At 64.9% G+C, this 14,938-nt stretch carries 15 protein-coding genes; 14 read left to right on the forward strand and 1 reads right to left on the reverse strand.

What is annotated here, in order from left to right; all coding sequences use genetic code 11:
• Nucleotides 1-12: 12 nt before the first annotated feature.
• The 14 genes from nuoF (at nt 13) to XF30_RS19510 (ending at nt 14,644) form a co-directional block, all read left to right on the forward strand.
• Nucleotides 13-1,338, forward strand: a complete 1,326-nt coding sequence (gene nuoF / locus XF30_RS19445) for an NADH-quinone oxidoreductase subunit NuoF (RefSeq protein WP_036025343.1) — start codon at nt 13-15, stop codon at nt 1,336-1,338.
• Nucleotides 1,339-1,343: 5 nt separating this feature from the next.
• Nucleotides 1,344-3,419 carry an NADH-quinone oxidoreductase subunit NuoG gene (gene nuoG, locus XF30_RS19450; RefSeq protein ID WP_109143581.1) on the forward strand — a complete coding sequence of 692 codons (2,076 nt, stop codon included), beginning with the start codon at nt 1,344-1,346 and terminating at the stop codon, nt 3,417-3,419.
• Nucleotides 3,420-3,429: 10 nt separating this feature from the next.
• The gene (nuoH, locus tag XF30_RS19455) at nt 3,430-4,497 is read left to right on the forward strand and encodes an NADH-quinone oxidoreductase subunit NuoH (protein WP_109143582.1); all 1,068 of its coding nucleotides are present in this window, start codon (nt 3,430-3,432) and stop codon (nt 4,495-4,497) included.
• An 8-nt stretch (nt 4,498-4,505) separates the two neighbouring features.
• A complete protein-coding gene (nuoI, locus tag XF30_RS19460; RefSeq protein ID WP_157283556.1) occupies nt 4,506-5,000 on the forward strand; it encodes an NADH-quinone oxidoreductase subunit NuoI in 495 nt (164 codons plus the stop codon).
• A gap of 9 nt (nt 5,001-5,009) precedes the next feature.
• Complete coding sequence (locus XF30_RS19465) at nt 5,010-5,648, forward strand: NADH-quinone oxidoreductase subunit J (protein ID WP_036010173.1); 639 nt, start codon at nt 5,010-5,012, stop codon at nt 5,646-5,648.
• A complete protein-coding gene (gene nuoK, locus XF30_RS19470) occupies nt 5,645-5,953 on the forward strand; it encodes an NADH-quinone oxidoreductase subunit NuoK (RefSeq protein WP_036010170.1) in 309 nt (102 codons plus the stop codon). Before XF30_RS19465 ends, nuoK begins: the two co-directional genes overlap by 4 nt.
• Before the next feature lie 61 nt (nt 5,954-6,014).
• Nucleotides 6,015-8,114: an NADH-quinone oxidoreductase subunit L gene (gene nuoL / locus XF30_RS19475; RefSeq protein ID WP_036010167.1), complete on the forward strand. Its 2,100-nt coding sequence runs from the start codon at nt 6,015-6,017 to the stop codon at nt 8,112-8,114.
• Nucleotides 8,115-9,623 carry an NADH-quinone oxidoreductase subunit M gene (locus tag XF30_RS19480; RefSeq protein ID WP_036010164.1) on the forward strand — a complete coding sequence of 503 codons (1,509 nt, stop codon included), beginning with the start codon at nt 8,115-8,117 and terminating at the stop codon, nt 9,621-9,623.
• Nucleotides 9,624-9,645: 22 nt separating this feature from the next.
• A complete protein-coding gene (gene nuoN / locus XF30_RS19485; RefSeq protein ID WP_036010161.1) occupies nt 9,646-11,082 on the forward strand; it encodes an NADH-quinone oxidoreductase subunit NuoN in 1,437 nt (478 codons plus the stop codon).
• A 1-nt stretch (nt 11,083) separates the two neighbouring features.
• Nucleotides 11,084-11,890 carry a biotin--[acetyl-CoA-carboxylase] ligase gene (locus XF30_RS19490; RefSeq protein ID WP_109143583.1) on the forward strand — a complete coding sequence of 269 codons (807 nt, stop codon included), beginning with the start codon at nt 11,084-11,086 and terminating at the stop codon, nt 11,888-11,890.
• A complete protein-coding gene (locus tag XF30_RS19495; RefSeq protein WP_109143584.1) occupies nt 11,890-13,560 on the forward strand; it encodes a ribonuclease J in 1,671 nt (556 codons plus the stop codon). Before XF30_RS19490 ends, XF30_RS19495 begins: the two co-directional genes overlap by 1 nt.
• A gap of 10 nt (nt 13,561-13,570) precedes the next feature.
• A complete protein-coding gene (mce, locus tag XF30_RS19500; protein WP_036010154.1) occupies nt 13,571-13,975 on the forward strand; it encodes a methylmalonyl-CoA epimerase in 405 nt (134 codons plus the stop codon).
• Between the two features lie 9 nt (nt 13,976-13,984).
• The gene (locus XF30_RS19505) at nt 13,985-14,260 is read left to right on the forward strand and encodes a DUF1467 family protein (protein WP_025036606.1); all 276 of its coding nucleotides are present in this window, start codon (nt 13,985-13,987) and stop codon (nt 14,258-14,260) included.
• A gap of 30 nt (nt 14,261-14,290) precedes the next feature.
• A complete protein-coding gene (locus XF30_RS19510) occupies nt 14,291-14,644 on the forward strand; it encodes a hypothetical protein (protein ID WP_036010150.1) in 354 nt (117 codons plus the stop codon).
• Here XF30_RS19510 and XF30_RS19515 read toward each other — a convergent pair whose 3' ends face one another.
• Nucleotides 14,645-14,908: a GlsB/YeaQ/YmgE family stress response membrane protein gene (locus tag XF30_RS19515; protein ID WP_024341246.1), complete on the reverse strand. Its 264-nt coding sequence runs from the start codon at nt 14,906-14,908 to the stop codon at nt 14,645-14,647.
• Nucleotides 14,909-14,938: the final 30 nt, after the last annotated feature.

Below are 14,938 nucleotides of genomic sequence, written 5' to 3' on the forward strand. Positions count from 1 at the left end.
GAAAGCACTGATATGCTCGAGGACAAGGACCGCATCTTCAAGAACCTCTACGGCCTCCATGATTGGGGGCTCGAGGGTGCGCGGCGTCGCGGCGCCTGGGATGGCACCAAGAACATCATCGACAAGGGCCGCGACTGGATCATCAACGAGATGAAGGCCTCGGGCCTGCGCGGCCGCGGCGGCGCCGGCTTCCCCACCGGTCTCAAGTGGTCCTTCATGCCGAAGGAATCGACCGACGGCCGTCCCAGCTATCTCGTCGTCAACGCCGACGAATCCGAGCCCGGCACCTGCAAGGACCGCGAGATCATGCGGCATGATCCGCATCTGTTGGTCGAGGGCTGCCTGATCGCGAGCTTCGCGATGAACGCGCATGCCTGCTACATCTATGTCCGCGGCGAGTTCATCCGCGAGCGCGAGCGCCTTCAGGCCGCGATCGACCAGGCCTACGAGGCCAAGCTGATCGGCAAGGACAATCTCAACGGCTGGCCGTTCGACCTCTACGTCGCCCACGGGGCCGGCGCCTATATCTGCGGCGAGGAGACCGCGCTGCTCGAAAGCCTCGAGGGCAAGAAGGGTCAGCCGCGGCTGAAGCCGCCGTTCCCGGCGAATGTCGGTCTGTTCGGCTGCCCGACCACCGTCAACAACGTCGAATCCATCGCCGTTGCGCCCGATATCCTGCGCCGCGGCGCGGCGTGGTTCGCCGGCATCGGCCGCCCGAACAATGTCGGCACCAAGCTGTTCTGCATCTCCGGCCATGTCGAGCGGCCCTGCAACGTCGAAGAGGCTATGGGCATCCCGTTCCGCGAGCTGATCGAGAAGCATTGCGGCGGCATTCGCGGCGGCTGGGACAACCTCAAGGCCGTGATCCCCGGCGGCTCGTCGGTGCGCATGGTGCCGGCCGAACAGATCATCGACACGCCGATGGATTTCGATAGCCTGAGCAAGCTGCGCTCGGGCCTCGGCACCGCCGCGGTGATCGTGATGGACAAGTCGACCGACCTGATCCGTGCGATCGCCCGCATCTCCTATTTCTACAAGCACGAGAGCTGCGGCCAGTGCACGCCGTGCCGCGAGGGTACGGGCTGGATGTGGCGCGTGCTGACCCGCATGGCCGAAGGCCGTGCCCACAAGCGCGAGATCGACATGCTGCTCGAGGTCACCAAGCAGGTCGAAGGCCACACCATCTGCGCGCTCGGCGACGCCGCGGCCTGGCCGATCCAGGGCCTGATCACGCACTTCCGCCACGAGATCGAAGCGCGCATCGACCAATATTCGCACAAGGCCGATGTGGACGACATCGGCGTCCGCGATCCCGTGAACATGGTCGCGGCGGAGTAAGAGACATGACCAAGCTCATCATCGACGGCAAAGAGATCGATGTCCCCGCCGAATACACGCTGCTTCAGGCGTGCGAGGCGGCCGGCGCCGAGATTCCGCGCTTCTGCTATCACGAGCGGCTGTCGATCGCCGGCAATTGCCGGATGTGCCTCGTCGAGGTGAAGGGCGGCCCGAAGCCGGTCGCGAGCTGCGCCTGGGGCGTGCGCGATTGCCGTCCGGGCCCCAAGGGCGAGCCGCCGGAGATTTCGACGCGTTCGCCGATGGTGAAGAAGGCACGCGAAGGCGTGATGGAATTCCTCCTGATCAACCATCCCTTGGACTGCCCGATCTGCGACCAGGGCGGCGAGTGCGACCTGCAGGACCAGGCGATGGGCTATGGTGTCGACACCAGCCGCTTCGCCGAGAACAAGCGCGCGGTCGAGGACAAATATCTCGGCGCGCTGGTCAAGACCTCCATGAACCGCTGCATCCAGTGTACGCGCTGCGTCCGCTTCTCGGCGGAAGTCGCCGGCGCGCCTGAGATGGGCGCCACCGGCCGCGGCGAGGACATGGAGATCACGACCTATCTGGAGCACGCGCTGACGTCCGAATTGCAAGGCAACCTCGTCGACATCTGCCCGGTCGGCGCGCTGACCTCGAAACCCTATGCCTTCGCGGCGCGCCCTTGGGAGCTCGGCAAGACCCAGTCGATCGACGTCATGGACGGTCTGGGCTCTGCGATCCGCGTCGACACCCGCGGCCGTGAGGTGATGCGGATCCTGCCGCGCATCAACGAGGCCGTGAACGAGGAGTGGATCTCCGACAAGACCCGGCACGTCGTCGACGGCCTGCGTACCCAGCGTCTCGACCGGCCCTACATCCGCGAAGCCGGCAAGCTGCGCGCCGCGAGCTGGACCGAGGCCTTCGCGGCGATCGCCGCCAAGGCGGCGCGCACCGACGGCAAGCGCATCGGCGCGATCGCCGGCGACCTCGCCGGCGTCGAGGAGATGTTCGCGCTGAAGGATCTGCTCGCCAAGTACGGTTCGGGCAATCTGGCGGTGCAGGGCGGCGACGCCTTCGATCCCGCGCTCGGCCGCGGCTCCTACATCTTCAATCCGACGCTAGCCGGCGTCGAGCAGGCCGACGCGCTGCTCATCATCGGCGCGAACCCGCGGAAAGAGGCGGCCGTGTTCAACGCCCGCATCCGCAAGCGCTGGCGTGCCGGCGGCTTCAAGGTCGGCGTGATCGGTGCCAAGGCCGACCTGACCTATGATTACGACCATCTCGGTGCCGGTACCGAGACGCTGGCCGAGCTCGCGGCCGGCAAGCATTCCTTCATGGACGTGCTGAAGAACGCTGAGAAACCGATCATCCTGGTCGGTGCGGGCGCGGCCGCCCGTCACGACGGCGCCGCCATTCTCGCCGCCAGCGCCAAGCTCGCGCTCGATGTCGGCGCAGTCAAGGACGGCTGGAACGGTTTTGGCGTGCTGCACGAGACCGCCTCGCGCGTCGGCGCGCTCGACATCGGCTTTGCCGCAACCAGCGGCGGCCTCAATGCTGCGCAGATGACGACCTTCGGCACGCTCGACTTGCTGTTCCTGCTCGGCGCCGACGAGATCAAGGCGCCTGACGGCACCTTCGTCGTCTATATCGGCACCCATGGTGATCGTGGCGCACACCGCGCCGACGTCATCCTGCCGGCGGCTGCCTACACCGAGAAGTCCGCGATCTACGTCAACACCGAAGGCCGCGTGCAGATGACGGGCCGCGCCGCGTTCCCGCCGGGCGAGGCCCGCGAGGACTGGGCGATCATCCGCGCGCTGTCGGAAGCGCTCGGCAAGAAGCTCGGCTACGACTCGCTTGCGCAGCTGCGCCAGGCGATGTTCAAGGCCGTGCCGCATTTCATCCATCTCGACCAGATCGAGGCCGGCTCGGCCGACCAGATCAAGAAGCTGGCGGGCAAGGGCGGCTCGCCCGAGAAGGCGCCGTTCAAGCCTCTGGTCGAGGACTTCTATTTGACCAACCCAATCGCGCGTGCGTCCGCCGTGATGGCGGAGTGCTCGCGCCTCGCCTCCGGGCAGATGCTGACCGCAGCGGAGTGAGCGTGATCTGATGCAATTCTTCGAAAGCGCATTCTGGACCGGGTTCCTCTGGCCGCTGATCATCATGGTCGCGCAGAGCGTCCTCGTGCTCGTCGTCCTGCTGGTCGCGATCGCCTACATCCTGCTCGCCGACCGCAAGATCTGGGCGGCGGTGCAGATCCGGCGCGGCCCGAACGTCGTCGGCCCGTGGGGCCTGCTGCAATCCTTCGCCGACCTGCTCAAGTTCGTGCTGAAGGAGCCGATCATCCCGGCCGGCGCCAACAAGGGCGTGTTTCTTCTTGCTCCCTTGGTCTCATGCGTGCTCGCGCTCGCCGCCTGGGCCGTGATCCCGACCAATCTCGGCTGGGTGATCGCCGACATCAATGTCGGCGTCCTCTTCATCTTCGCGATCTCGTCGCTGTCGATCTACGGCATCATCATGGCCGGCTGGTCGTCGAACTCGAAATACCCCTTCCTCGCCGCGCTGCGCTCGGCGGCGCAGATGGTGTCGTACGAAGTCTCGATCGGCTTCGTCATCATCACGGTGCTGCTCTGCGCCGGCACGCTGAACCTGACGGCGGTGGTCGAGGCCCAGCACGCGCGCGGTCTCGCCAGCCTGATCGGGCTGCCGCAGCTGACGATCCTGAATTGGTACGTCTGGCCGTTGTTCCCGATGTTCGTGGTGTTCTACGTCTCGGCGCTGGCGGAAACCAACCGTCCGCCCTTCGACCTCGTCGAAGCCGAATCCGAGCTCGTCGCCGGCTTCATGGTCGAGTACGGTTCGACGCCGTACCTCCTGTTCATGCTCGGCGAGTATGTCGCAATCGTCACGATGTGCGCGCTGGCGACCATCCTGTTCCTCGGAGGCTGGCTGCCGCCGGTGGACCTGCCGCCCTTCAACTGGGTGCCGGGGATCATCTGGTTCTCGCTGAAGCTGTTCTTCATGTTCTTCCTGTTCGCGATGGCGAAGGCGATCGTGCCGCGCTACCGCTACGATCAACTGATGCGCCTCGGCTGGAAGGTGTTCCTGCCGCTGTCGCTGGCGATGGTGATCGTGGTGGCCGGCGTGCTGCATTTCGCCGGCATCGCGCCGAAGTGAGGGCCGTCATGGGTATCAACGTCAACGCCACTGCACGCTCGCTTCTGCTGTCGGAATTCGTCTCGGCGTTCTTCCTCGCCATGCGTTATTTCTTCCAGCCGAAGCCGACGCTGAACTATCCGTTCGAGAAGGGCCCGATCTCGCCCCGCTTCCGCGGCGAGCACGCGCTGCGCCGCTATCCGAACGGCGAAGAGCGCTGCATCGCCTGCAAGCTGTGCGAGGCGGTCTGCCCGGCGCAGGCCATCACCATCGAGGCCGGCCCGCGCCGCAACGACGGCACCCGCCGCACCGTGCGCTACGACATCGACATGGTGAAGTGCATTTATTGCGGCCTCTGCCAGGAAGCCTGTCCGGTCGATGCCATCGTCGAGGGCCCGAATTTCGAGTTCGCGACCGAGACCCGCGAGGAACTCTATTATGACAAGGCCAAGCTGCTCGCCAACGGCGACCGCTGGGAACGCGAGATCGCCAAGGCGATCGAGCTCGACGCGCCGTACCGGTGAGGTGAGGGCATGATCCTTCCCGCGCTGTTCTTTTATCTCTTCGCCGGCGTCTGCGTCGCCTCGGCCGTGATGGTGATTGTCTCGCGCAATCCCGTGCACTCCGTGCTGTACCTGATCCTGGCCTTCGTCAACGCCTCCGGCCTGTTCGTGCTGATGGGCGCCGAGTTCCTCGGCATGATGCTGATCGTCGTCTATGTCGGCGCGGTCGCGGTGCTGTTCCTGTTCGTGATCATGATGCTCGACGTCGACTTCCTCGAGCTGCGCGAGGGCTTCATCGAGTACCTGCCGGTCGGCCTCGTGATCGGCGGCATCTTCATGTTCGAGTTGCTGCTCACCGTCGGCTTCTGGGTCATCAATCCCGGCGTCTCCAAGACGATCACGGCGGCGATCCCGGCCAACGTCAGCAACACCGAGGCGCTCGGTCTCGTGCTCTATACGAAGTACATCCACTACTTCCAGCTCTCGGGCATGGTGCTCCTGGTCGCCATGATCGGCGCCATCGTGCTGACGCTGCGCCACAAGGAGAAGGTCAAGCGGCAGGACATCAACGTTCAGAACGCGCGCACGCCCGACATCGCGATGGCGGTGCGCAAGGTGGCGCCGGGGCAGGGGCTCTCGGACGCGGATGCGGCGGAGTGGGTGAAATGACGATCGGGCTCGGACATTATCTGGCGGTCGGCGCGATCCTGTTCACGCTCGGCATCCTCGGCATCTTCCTGAACCGCAAGAACATCATCGTCATCCTGATGTCGATCGAGCTGATCCTGCTCTCGGTCAACATCAACCTCGTGGCGTTCTCGAGCTTCCTCGGCGACATCGTCGGCCAGGTCTTCGCGCTGCTGGTGCTGACGGTCGCGGCTGCCGAAGCTGCGATCGGTCTCGCCATCCTGGTGGTCTATTTCCGCAACCGCGGCTCGATCGCGGTTGAGGACGTCAATCTGATGAAGGGCTGAGCGCATGATCCGGAAAAGTGGACGCCGGTTTTCCGATCAGATCATGCGGAAAGAGTAAGTCATGGTTCAGGCAATTGTCTTTCTGCCTCTGCTGGGCGCCATTCTGGCTGGCCTGATCGCGCTGTTCGGCGCGCATGCCCGCAACCCCTCGGGCGACGAGCTCGAGCATCACGGCGACCACGGCCATGGCGCGCATGCCCATGCGTCCGACAAGATCAACGAGGATGCCTCCGTCATCCACGAGAGCCATCACGACGACGCTCACGACGATCACAGCCATGGCCCGACCGAGCCGCCGGCGGCGGGCTCGCGCGCGGCTGAGCTGATCACCACCGGGCTGCTGTTCGTCTCGGCGGCCTTGTCGTGGATGACGCTGGTCGACGTCGGCTTCATGCATCACGACTACAGGATCCAGTTGCTGCCCTGGATCTTCTCCGGCGATCTCCAGGTCTGGTGGACGCTGCGCGTCGACACGCTCACGGCGGTGATGCTGGTGGTGGTGACGACCGTGTCCTCGCTCGTGCACCTCTATTCCATCGGCTACATGGACGAGGACCCGAACCGGCCGCGCTTCTTCGGGTATCTCTCGCTGTTCACCTTCGCCATGCTGATGCTGGTGACGGCCGACAATCTGGTGCAACTGTTCTTCGGCTGGGAAGGCGTGGGTCTCGCCAGCTATCTCTTGATCGGCTTCTGGTACCAGAAGCCCTCGGCGAACGCCGCCGCCATCAAGGCCTTCGTGGTCAACCGCGTCGGCGACTTCGGCTTCGCACTCGGCATCTTCGCGGTCTTCATGCTGGTCGGCTCGACCGATTTCGAGACCATCTTCCACGCCGCACCCGGTCTCACCGGCAAGACCATCAACTTCCTCGGTTGGCACGCCGACGCGCTGACCCTGACCTGTCTGCTCCTGTTCATGGGCGCGATGGGCAAGTCCGCCCAGTTCCTGCTGCACACCTGGTTGCCGGACGCGATGGAAGGTCCGACCCCGGTGTCGGCGCTGATCCACGCCGCGACCATGGTCACCGCCGGCGTCTTCATGGTGGCGCGCCTGTCGCCGCTGTTCGAGCTCGCCCCGACCGCCCAGGCCGTCGTGATGTTCTTCGGCGCGACCACGGCGTTCTTCGCCGCGACCATCGGCCTCGTCCAGAACGACATCAAGCGCATCGTCGCCTACTCGACCTGTTCGCAGCTCGGCTACATGTTCGTGGCGATGGGGGCGGGGGCCTATTCGGTCGGCATGTTCCACCTGTTCACCCACGCCTTCTTCAAGGCGCTGCTGTTCCTAGGCTCCGGCTCGGTGATCTACGCGATGCACCACGAGCAGGACATCCGCAACATGGGCGGCCTCTGGAAGAAGATTCCCTACACCTATGCCGTGATGGTGGTCGGCACGCTGGCGCTGACCGGCTTCCCGCTCACCGCCGGCTACTTCTCAAAGGACGCGATCATCGAGTCCGCCTACGCCTCGCACAATCCGTTCGCGGTGTACGGCTTCCTGATGACGATCATCGCCGCCGGCCTGACCTCGTTCTACTCCTGGCGCCTGATCTTCAAGACCTTCCACGGCGAGCCGCATGACGAGCATCATTACGATGCCGCGCATGAGGCTCCGCTCTGGATCCTGATCCCGATCGGCGTGCTCGCGGTCGGCTCGTTCGTCGCGGGCCTGCCGTTCAAGGAGCTGTTCGCCGGTCACGGGGTCGAGGAGTTCTTCCGCGAGTCCGTGAAGATGAACCCGCACATCATCGAGGAGATGCACCACATCCCTCAGACCATCGCCTTCCTGCCGACGGTGATGATGGTGTTGGGCTTCCTCGTCTCCTACCTGTTCTACATCCGCCGGCCCTACCTGCCGGTCGAGCTCGCGAACACACAGCCGATGCTGTACCAGTTCCTGCTCAACAAATGGTACTTTGACGAGCTCTACGACTTCATCTTCGTCCGCCCGGCGAAGTGGATCGGCTACCAGCTCTGGAAGAAGGGCGACGGCTTCATCATCGACGGCTTCGGCCCCGACGGCGTCTCGGCCCGCGTGCTGGATGTCACCCGCAACGTCGTCAAGATCCAGACCGGCTATCTCTATCACTATGCATTCGCCATGCTGATCGGCGCCGCCGGCCTGATCACCTGGTTCATGTTCGGCTTTGGAGGCCAGTAAATGACAACCTGGCCCATTCTTTCGGTCACGACGTTCCTGCCCCTGGTCGGCGCGCTGATCGTCTATCTGAGCCGCGGTGACGACGAGGCGGCGCGGCGCAATTCGCGCTGGATCGCGCTCTGGACCACGCTGATCACCTTCGCGGTGTCGGTGATCCTGGTCATGCGCTTCGACCCCAGCAACCCCGACTTCCAGTTCGTCGAGAAGGCGAACTGGCTCGCCACCGGCATCACCTACCACATGGGCGTCGATGGCATCTCGCTGCCGCTCGTGATCCTCACCACCGCCGTGATGCCGTTCTGCATCATCGCGAGCTGGAAGGCGATCACCAACCGCGTCCGCGAATACATGATGGCGTTCCTGATCCTGGAAACGCTGATGATCGGCACCTTCTCGGCGCTCGATCTCGTGCTGTTCTATTTGTTCTTCGAGGGCGGCCTGATCCCGATGTTCCTGATCATCGGCGTCTGGGGCGGTCCGCGCCGGGTCTATGCCTCGTTCAAGTTCTTTCTCTACACGCTGCTCGGCTCGGTCCTGATGCTGCTCGCCATCATGGCGCTGTACTGGAACGGCGGCACCACCGACATCCCGACCCTGATGCACACCGCCGTGCCGCGGTCGTTGCAGACCTGGGCGTGGCTCGCCTTCTTTGCCTCCTTCGCGGTGAAGATGCCGATGTGGCCGGTGCACACCTGGCTCCCCGACGCGCACGTGGAGGCACCGACCGCGGGCTCTGTGGTCCTGGCCGCGATCCTCCTGAAGATGGGCGGCTACGGCTTCCTGCGCTTCTCGCTGCCGATGTTCCCGCTGGCCTCGCACGACTTCGCGCCGCTGGTGTTCACGCTCTCGGCCATCGCCATCATCTACACCTCGCTGGTGGCGCTGATGCAGGAGGACATGAAGAAGCTGATCGCGTACTCCTCGGTCGCGCATATGGGCTTCGTCACCATGGGCATCTTCGCCGGCACCATGCAGGGCGTCGCCGGCGGCGTGTTCCAGATGATCTCGCACGGCATCGTCTCCGGCGCGCTGTTCCTCTGCGTCGGCGTCGTCTACGACCGCCTGCACACCCGCGAGATCGCGGCCTATGGCGGCCTCGTCAACCGGATGCCGCTCTATGCGATGACCTTCATGGTGTTCACCATGGCCAATGTCGGTCTGCCCGGCACGAGCGGCTTCGTCGGCGAGTTCATGACGCTGCTCGGCACCTTCAAGGTCTCGATCCCGACCGCGTTCTTCGCCAGCTTCGGCGTGATCCTCTCGGCGGCCTACGCACTATGGCTCTATCGCAAGGTCGTGTTCGGAGCGCTGGTCAAGCCGCAGCTGGCGAGCATGAAGGATCTCACCTTGCGGGAGTGCGTCATTCTATTCCCGATGATCGCGCTGACGATCCTGTTCGGCGTCTATCCGAAGCCGGTGCTCGACATGTCGGCCGCTTCGGTCCAGCAACTCGTCAACAATTACAATACCGCCGTGACGGCCGTGAAGGCCGCCGCACTGCTCCAGTGATCGGGCAGGTCAGGATATCGCCATGAGCTTTTCGACTGCAGGTTATCAACTGGCGCCGGTGCTGCCCGAGCTCGTGCTCGCGGTCGGCGCGATGGCGCTTCTGATGCTCGGCGCCTATCGCGGGCAGGAGACGACCAAAACCGTCACCTCTCTGGCGGTGGTGCTTCTGATCGTGGTCGGTGCGCTCGTCTACATGCAGCCCGCGGGCAAACAGGTGACGTTCGGTGGCAGCTTTATCGTCGACGACTTCGCCCGCTTCATGAAGATCCTGGCCCTGATCGGCTCGGCCGTGACGCTGATCCTGTCGACCGAGTTCCTGTCCGACCCCTCGCGCCGGATTTTCGAATACGCCATCCTCGTGCTGCTCTCGACGCTCGGCATGATGGTGCTGATCTCGGCCGGCGACCTGATCTCGCTCTATCTCGGCCTCGAATTGATGTCGCTGGCGCTCTACGTCGTGGCGGCCTCGAACCGCGACAACGCCAAGTCGACCGAAGCCGGCCTGAAGTACTTCGTGCTCGGCGCGCTGTCCTCGGGCATGCTGCTGTACGGGGCGTCGCTGGTCTATGGCTTCACCGGCACGGTGAGCTTCACCGGCATCGCCGCGGCCGCGACGGTCTCGAATGTCGGCCTCGTGTTCGGCCTCGTCTTCCTGCTCGTCGGCCTCTGCTTCAAGGTCTCGGCCGTGCCGTTCCACATGTGGACGCCTGACGTCTACGAGGGCGCGCCGACCCCGGTCACCGCCTTCTTCGCGTCCGCGCCGAAGGTCGCCGCGCTCGCCGTCTTCACCCGCGTGACGCTCACCGCATTCCCCGGCATCGTCTCGCAATGGCAGCAGATCCTGGTGTTCGTGTCGATCGCCTCGATGGCGCTGGGCTCCTTCGCCGCGATCGGCCAGAGCAACATCAAGCGCCTGATGGCCTATTCCTCGATCGGCCACATGGGCTTCGCGCTGGTCGGCCTTGCCTCCGGCACGGTGGAAGGCGCGCAGGGCGTGTTGATGTACATCGTGATCTATGTCGCGATGACGCTCGGCTCGTTCTCCATCATCCTCGCGATGAAGCGCAACGGCCAGGCCGTGGAGCAGATCAGCGATTTCGCCGGCCTGTCGCGCACCAATCCGCTGCTCGCCTTCATGTTCGCGATGCTGCTGTTCTCGCTCGCCGGCATTCCGCCGCTCGCCGGCTTCTTCGCCAAATGGTACGTCTTCGTCGCCGCCATCAAGGCGAACCTGTTCACGCTCGCCGTCATCGGCGTGCTGACCAGCGTGGTCGGCGCCTACTATTATCTCGCGATCGTCAAGACGATGTATTTCGACGAGCCGGCCGGCCGGGTCGATCCGGTGCGCATCGAGGTGCGGACGGTGCTGGCGGTCGCTGGCCTGTTCAACCTGCTGTTTGCGCTGTTCGCGGGGCCCGTGGTGAGCGTCGCCTCCGCCGCGGCAAAGTCGTTGTTCTAGGATGACCTTCGCGCTCGGTCCTCGCGCATCGGCTGCGGGCTACAGGCTCGCGGCGTTCGAACGGACCGGCTCGACCAATACCGAGGCGATCGAACACGCCAGGGCCGGCGAGCGCGGCCCGATGTGGTTCGTCACGTCCGAGCAGACCGCCGGCCGCGGCCGGCGCCAGCGCGCCTGGATCGCGCCGCGCGGCAATCTCGCCGCCAGCATCCTCGAAGTTATGGACGTCGCCCCCGCCGTCGCCGCCACGCTCGGCTTTGCCGCAGGGCTGGCCGAGGAGGCGGCACTGGAGAAGGTGAGCCTCGAGGCCGCGCTCCGTCTCGGCGAAGGCCGGCCCCGCTACGCGCTGAAATGGCCGAATGACGTGCTCGCCAGCGGCAAGAAGCTGGTCGGCATTGGCCTTGAGGCCGAGGCCGTCGGTGGCGGCCTTGCCGTCGTGGTCGGCATCGGGACCAATGTGGTCGCCGCGCCCGAGGGCACCCCGACGCCCGCGGTGTCGCTGGCCGCCCTCGGCGTCCAGATCAGCGCCGAGGAGCTATTCATGGCGCTGTCGGATACCTGGGTCGAGTTCCGCGGCATCTGGGACAATGGCCGCGGCTTTGCCGAGATCCGCAGGCTCTGGCTGGAGCGCGCCGCCGGCCTCGGCGAAAAGGTTGCCATCCACACGGGAACCATGACGCTGGAAGGTGTTTTTGACACGATCGACGACACCGGCTGCCTGATCGTCCGCACCGCGGAGGGCCGCCTCGTGCCGGTTGCGGCCGGCGAGGTGTTCTTCGGCCCCGTCGCCTCGGTGGGAGCAGCGTGATGGCAAGGCCGGACGAATTGGTGTTTGCGCCGCTCGGCGGCGTCGGCGAGATCGGCATGAACCTGTCGATCTACGGCCTCGGCAACCGTCACCAGCGCGCCTGGCTTGCGGTCGATCTCGGCGTCTCCTTCGGCGATGAGGAGCATCTGCCCGGCATCGACCTGATCATGCCCGACATCTCCTTCCTGGAGAAGGAGCGCAAGAACCTGATGGGCCTGGTGCTGACCCACGCCCATGAGGATCATTTCGGCGCCATCATCGACCTCTGGCCGAAGCTGAAATGCCCGATCTACGCCACCAGGTTCAGCGCCGCGCTGTTCGAGGCCAAATGCGCCGCCGAGCGCAACGCGCCCGAGATTCCGGTCACCGTGGTGCCCTCAGGCGGCCGTGTCGTAATCGGTCCGTTCAACGTCGAGTTCATTCCGGTCGCGCATTCGATTCCGGAAGCGCATGCGCTGGCGATCCACACCGACGCCGGCATCGTGCTGCACACCGGCGACTGGAAGATCGACCCGACCCCGACGCTTGGAGCCGCGACCGACGAGAAGCGGCTGCGCGAATTGGGCGAAGAGGGCGTGCTCGCCTTGATCGGCGATTCCACCAATGCCGTTCGCGACGGCCGTTCGCCCTCGGAGGCCGAGGTCGCCCGAACCATCATCGACCTCGTCAAATCCGCCAAGGGCCGCGTCGCGGTGACGACGTTCGCCTCCAACGTTGCTCGCGTCAAAGCGGTGGCTGACGCCGCGAGGGCCGCGGACCGCGAGGTCGTCGTGGTCGGCCGCGCCATGGAGCGCGTGGTGCAGGTCGCGCGCGAGACCGGCTATCTCGAGGGCGTGCAGAATTTCCGCTCGCCCGAGGTCTATGGCCACCTGCCGCAGGACAAGGTGCTGGCGCTGTGCACGGGCAGCCAGGGCGAGCCGCGCGCCGCGCTGGCCCGCATCGCCAATGACGACCATCCTGAAATCACGCTGAACCGCGGCGACAGCGTCATCTTCTCCTCGCGCACCATTCCCGGCAACGAGAAGGCGGTCGGCTCGATCATCAACAATCTGGTGCTGCAGGGCGTCGAGGTCATCACCGACCGCGACGCGCTGGTCCACGTCTCCGGCCATCCCCGCCGCGACGAGCTGCGCGATATGATCTCCTGGGTGAAGCCGCAGATCCTGATCCCGGTCCACGGCGAGGCCCTGCACCTGCATGAGCACGCCAAGCTCGCCCGCGCCGCCGGCGTGCCGCGCGTGCTGGTCTGCCGCAATGGCGACCTCGTCAAGCTCGGCCCCGGCGATCCCGGCATCGTCGGCGAGGTGCCATCGGGGCGTCTCTACAAGGACGGCACGATCCTGGAAGACTCCAAGTCCCGTGCCGTCGTGGAGCGGCGCCGCATGGGCTTTTCCGGCTGCGCCTTCGTCGCCATCGCCATGACCGCGCAGGGTGAGCTCGCCGGTGATCCCGAGCTCGATCTGGTCGGCATCCCCGAGAAGAACAGGGCGGGCGAGGCCTTCGACGACATCGTCTTCGATGCCGTGATGTTGACCATCGAAGGCCTGCCGAGGGCGCGCCGGCGCGATCCGGACGCCTTGGCCGAGTCGGTGCGACGCGCTGTCCGGGCCGTGATCAACGAACATTGGGGCAAAAAGCCCCCCTGTCTGGTACATGTACTGACGGTATAGGGAGGGGAACATGTTGGGCCGGCTCAACCATGTCGCGATCGCGACCAAGGATGCGGTCAAGGCCGCGAAGATCTACGGTGCGGCCTTCGGCGCCCAGATTTCCGAGGCCGTGCCGCTGCCCGAGCACGGCGTCACCACCGTGTTCGCGACCCTGCCCAACACCAAGATCGAGTTCATCGAGCCGCTCGGCGAGGCCTCGCCGATCGCGAAGTTCATCGAGCGCAATCCCGACGGCGGCATCCATCACGTCTGCTACGAGGTCGTCGACATCATCGCCTCGCGCGACACGCTGGTGAAGGAGGGCGCGAGGGTGCTCGGCGACGGCGTGCCGAAGATCGGCGCCCACGGCAAGCCGGTGCTGTTCCTGCACCCCAAGGATTTTTCCGGCGCCCTCGTCGAGATCGAGCAGGCATAGGGCCGCGTCATGGCCATCCAGATTTCAACCTGGCTCGCGATCTATTTCGTACTCTGGTGGGTCATGCTGTTCGTGACGCTGCCGTTCGGCGTGCGCAGCCAGCACGAGGACGGTGTTGGCGCGCCCGGCACCGATCCCGGTGCTCCCATCCTCACCCGCATGGGGCACAAGCTGATCTGGACCACGATCATCTCGGCAATCGTGTTCGGCATTGGCCTTGCGGCCTATCATGCCGGCTATCTCTCGATCGAGCGCCTGTCGAAGATGATGGGAATGCCGTTTTAAGTTTTGATTGGCGTTGTTATGGGGTCAAAAATGACATTTCAGCGTATCGTCATTGCGCTTCTGGTGCTGATCGTCGCAGGGCTCGGTGCCATCGGCTATTTCGAATGGCGAATGGCGGCGCAGGTGCGCACCCTGAAGGCGTTCGTCGAGGGCTATGTCTTCAACGAGGCCGTGCTGGCCTGCGAACAGGCCAAGAGCTCGACGCCGTTCAAATGGAACGGCGGCAAGAGCACCTCGGTGATCGGCCTGAACTCGGTCAAGACGGACAAATACACGGTCAGCGCCAGCTACACGCTGGTCGCGGACAGCGTCTATTGCGACTACGATCCGATCAAGAGAAAGGCCGACATCGGCTCCAGCTTCCTGGAGCGGGAGACTTTCTAGCTAGATCGCGCGGCGCTGCCGGCCGGCGAAGAGACCGTAAACGAACAGCACGATGATCGCGCCGACCACGGCACCGATCAGGCCCGCACCCTCGCCAGGGCGATACCAGCCCAGCGCTTGCCCAAGATACGAAGCGACGAAGGCGCCGACGATGCCGAGGATGGTCGTCAGGATGAACCCTGAAGGTTCGTTGTCGCCCGGCATGATGAACTTGGCGATCACGCCGGCGAGAAAGCCAATGATGATGGTCCAGAGAATGCTCATGAGTACACCTTTTCGAGTTGAGCCGCTGCT

Origin of the sequence: Bradyrhizobium sp. SUTN9-2, assembly GCF_003122645.1 — a bacterium.
Classification (GTDB): domain Bacteria; phylum Pseudomonadota; class Alphaproteobacteria; order Rhizobiales; family Xanthobacteraceae; genus Bradyrhizobium; species Bradyrhizobium yuanmingense.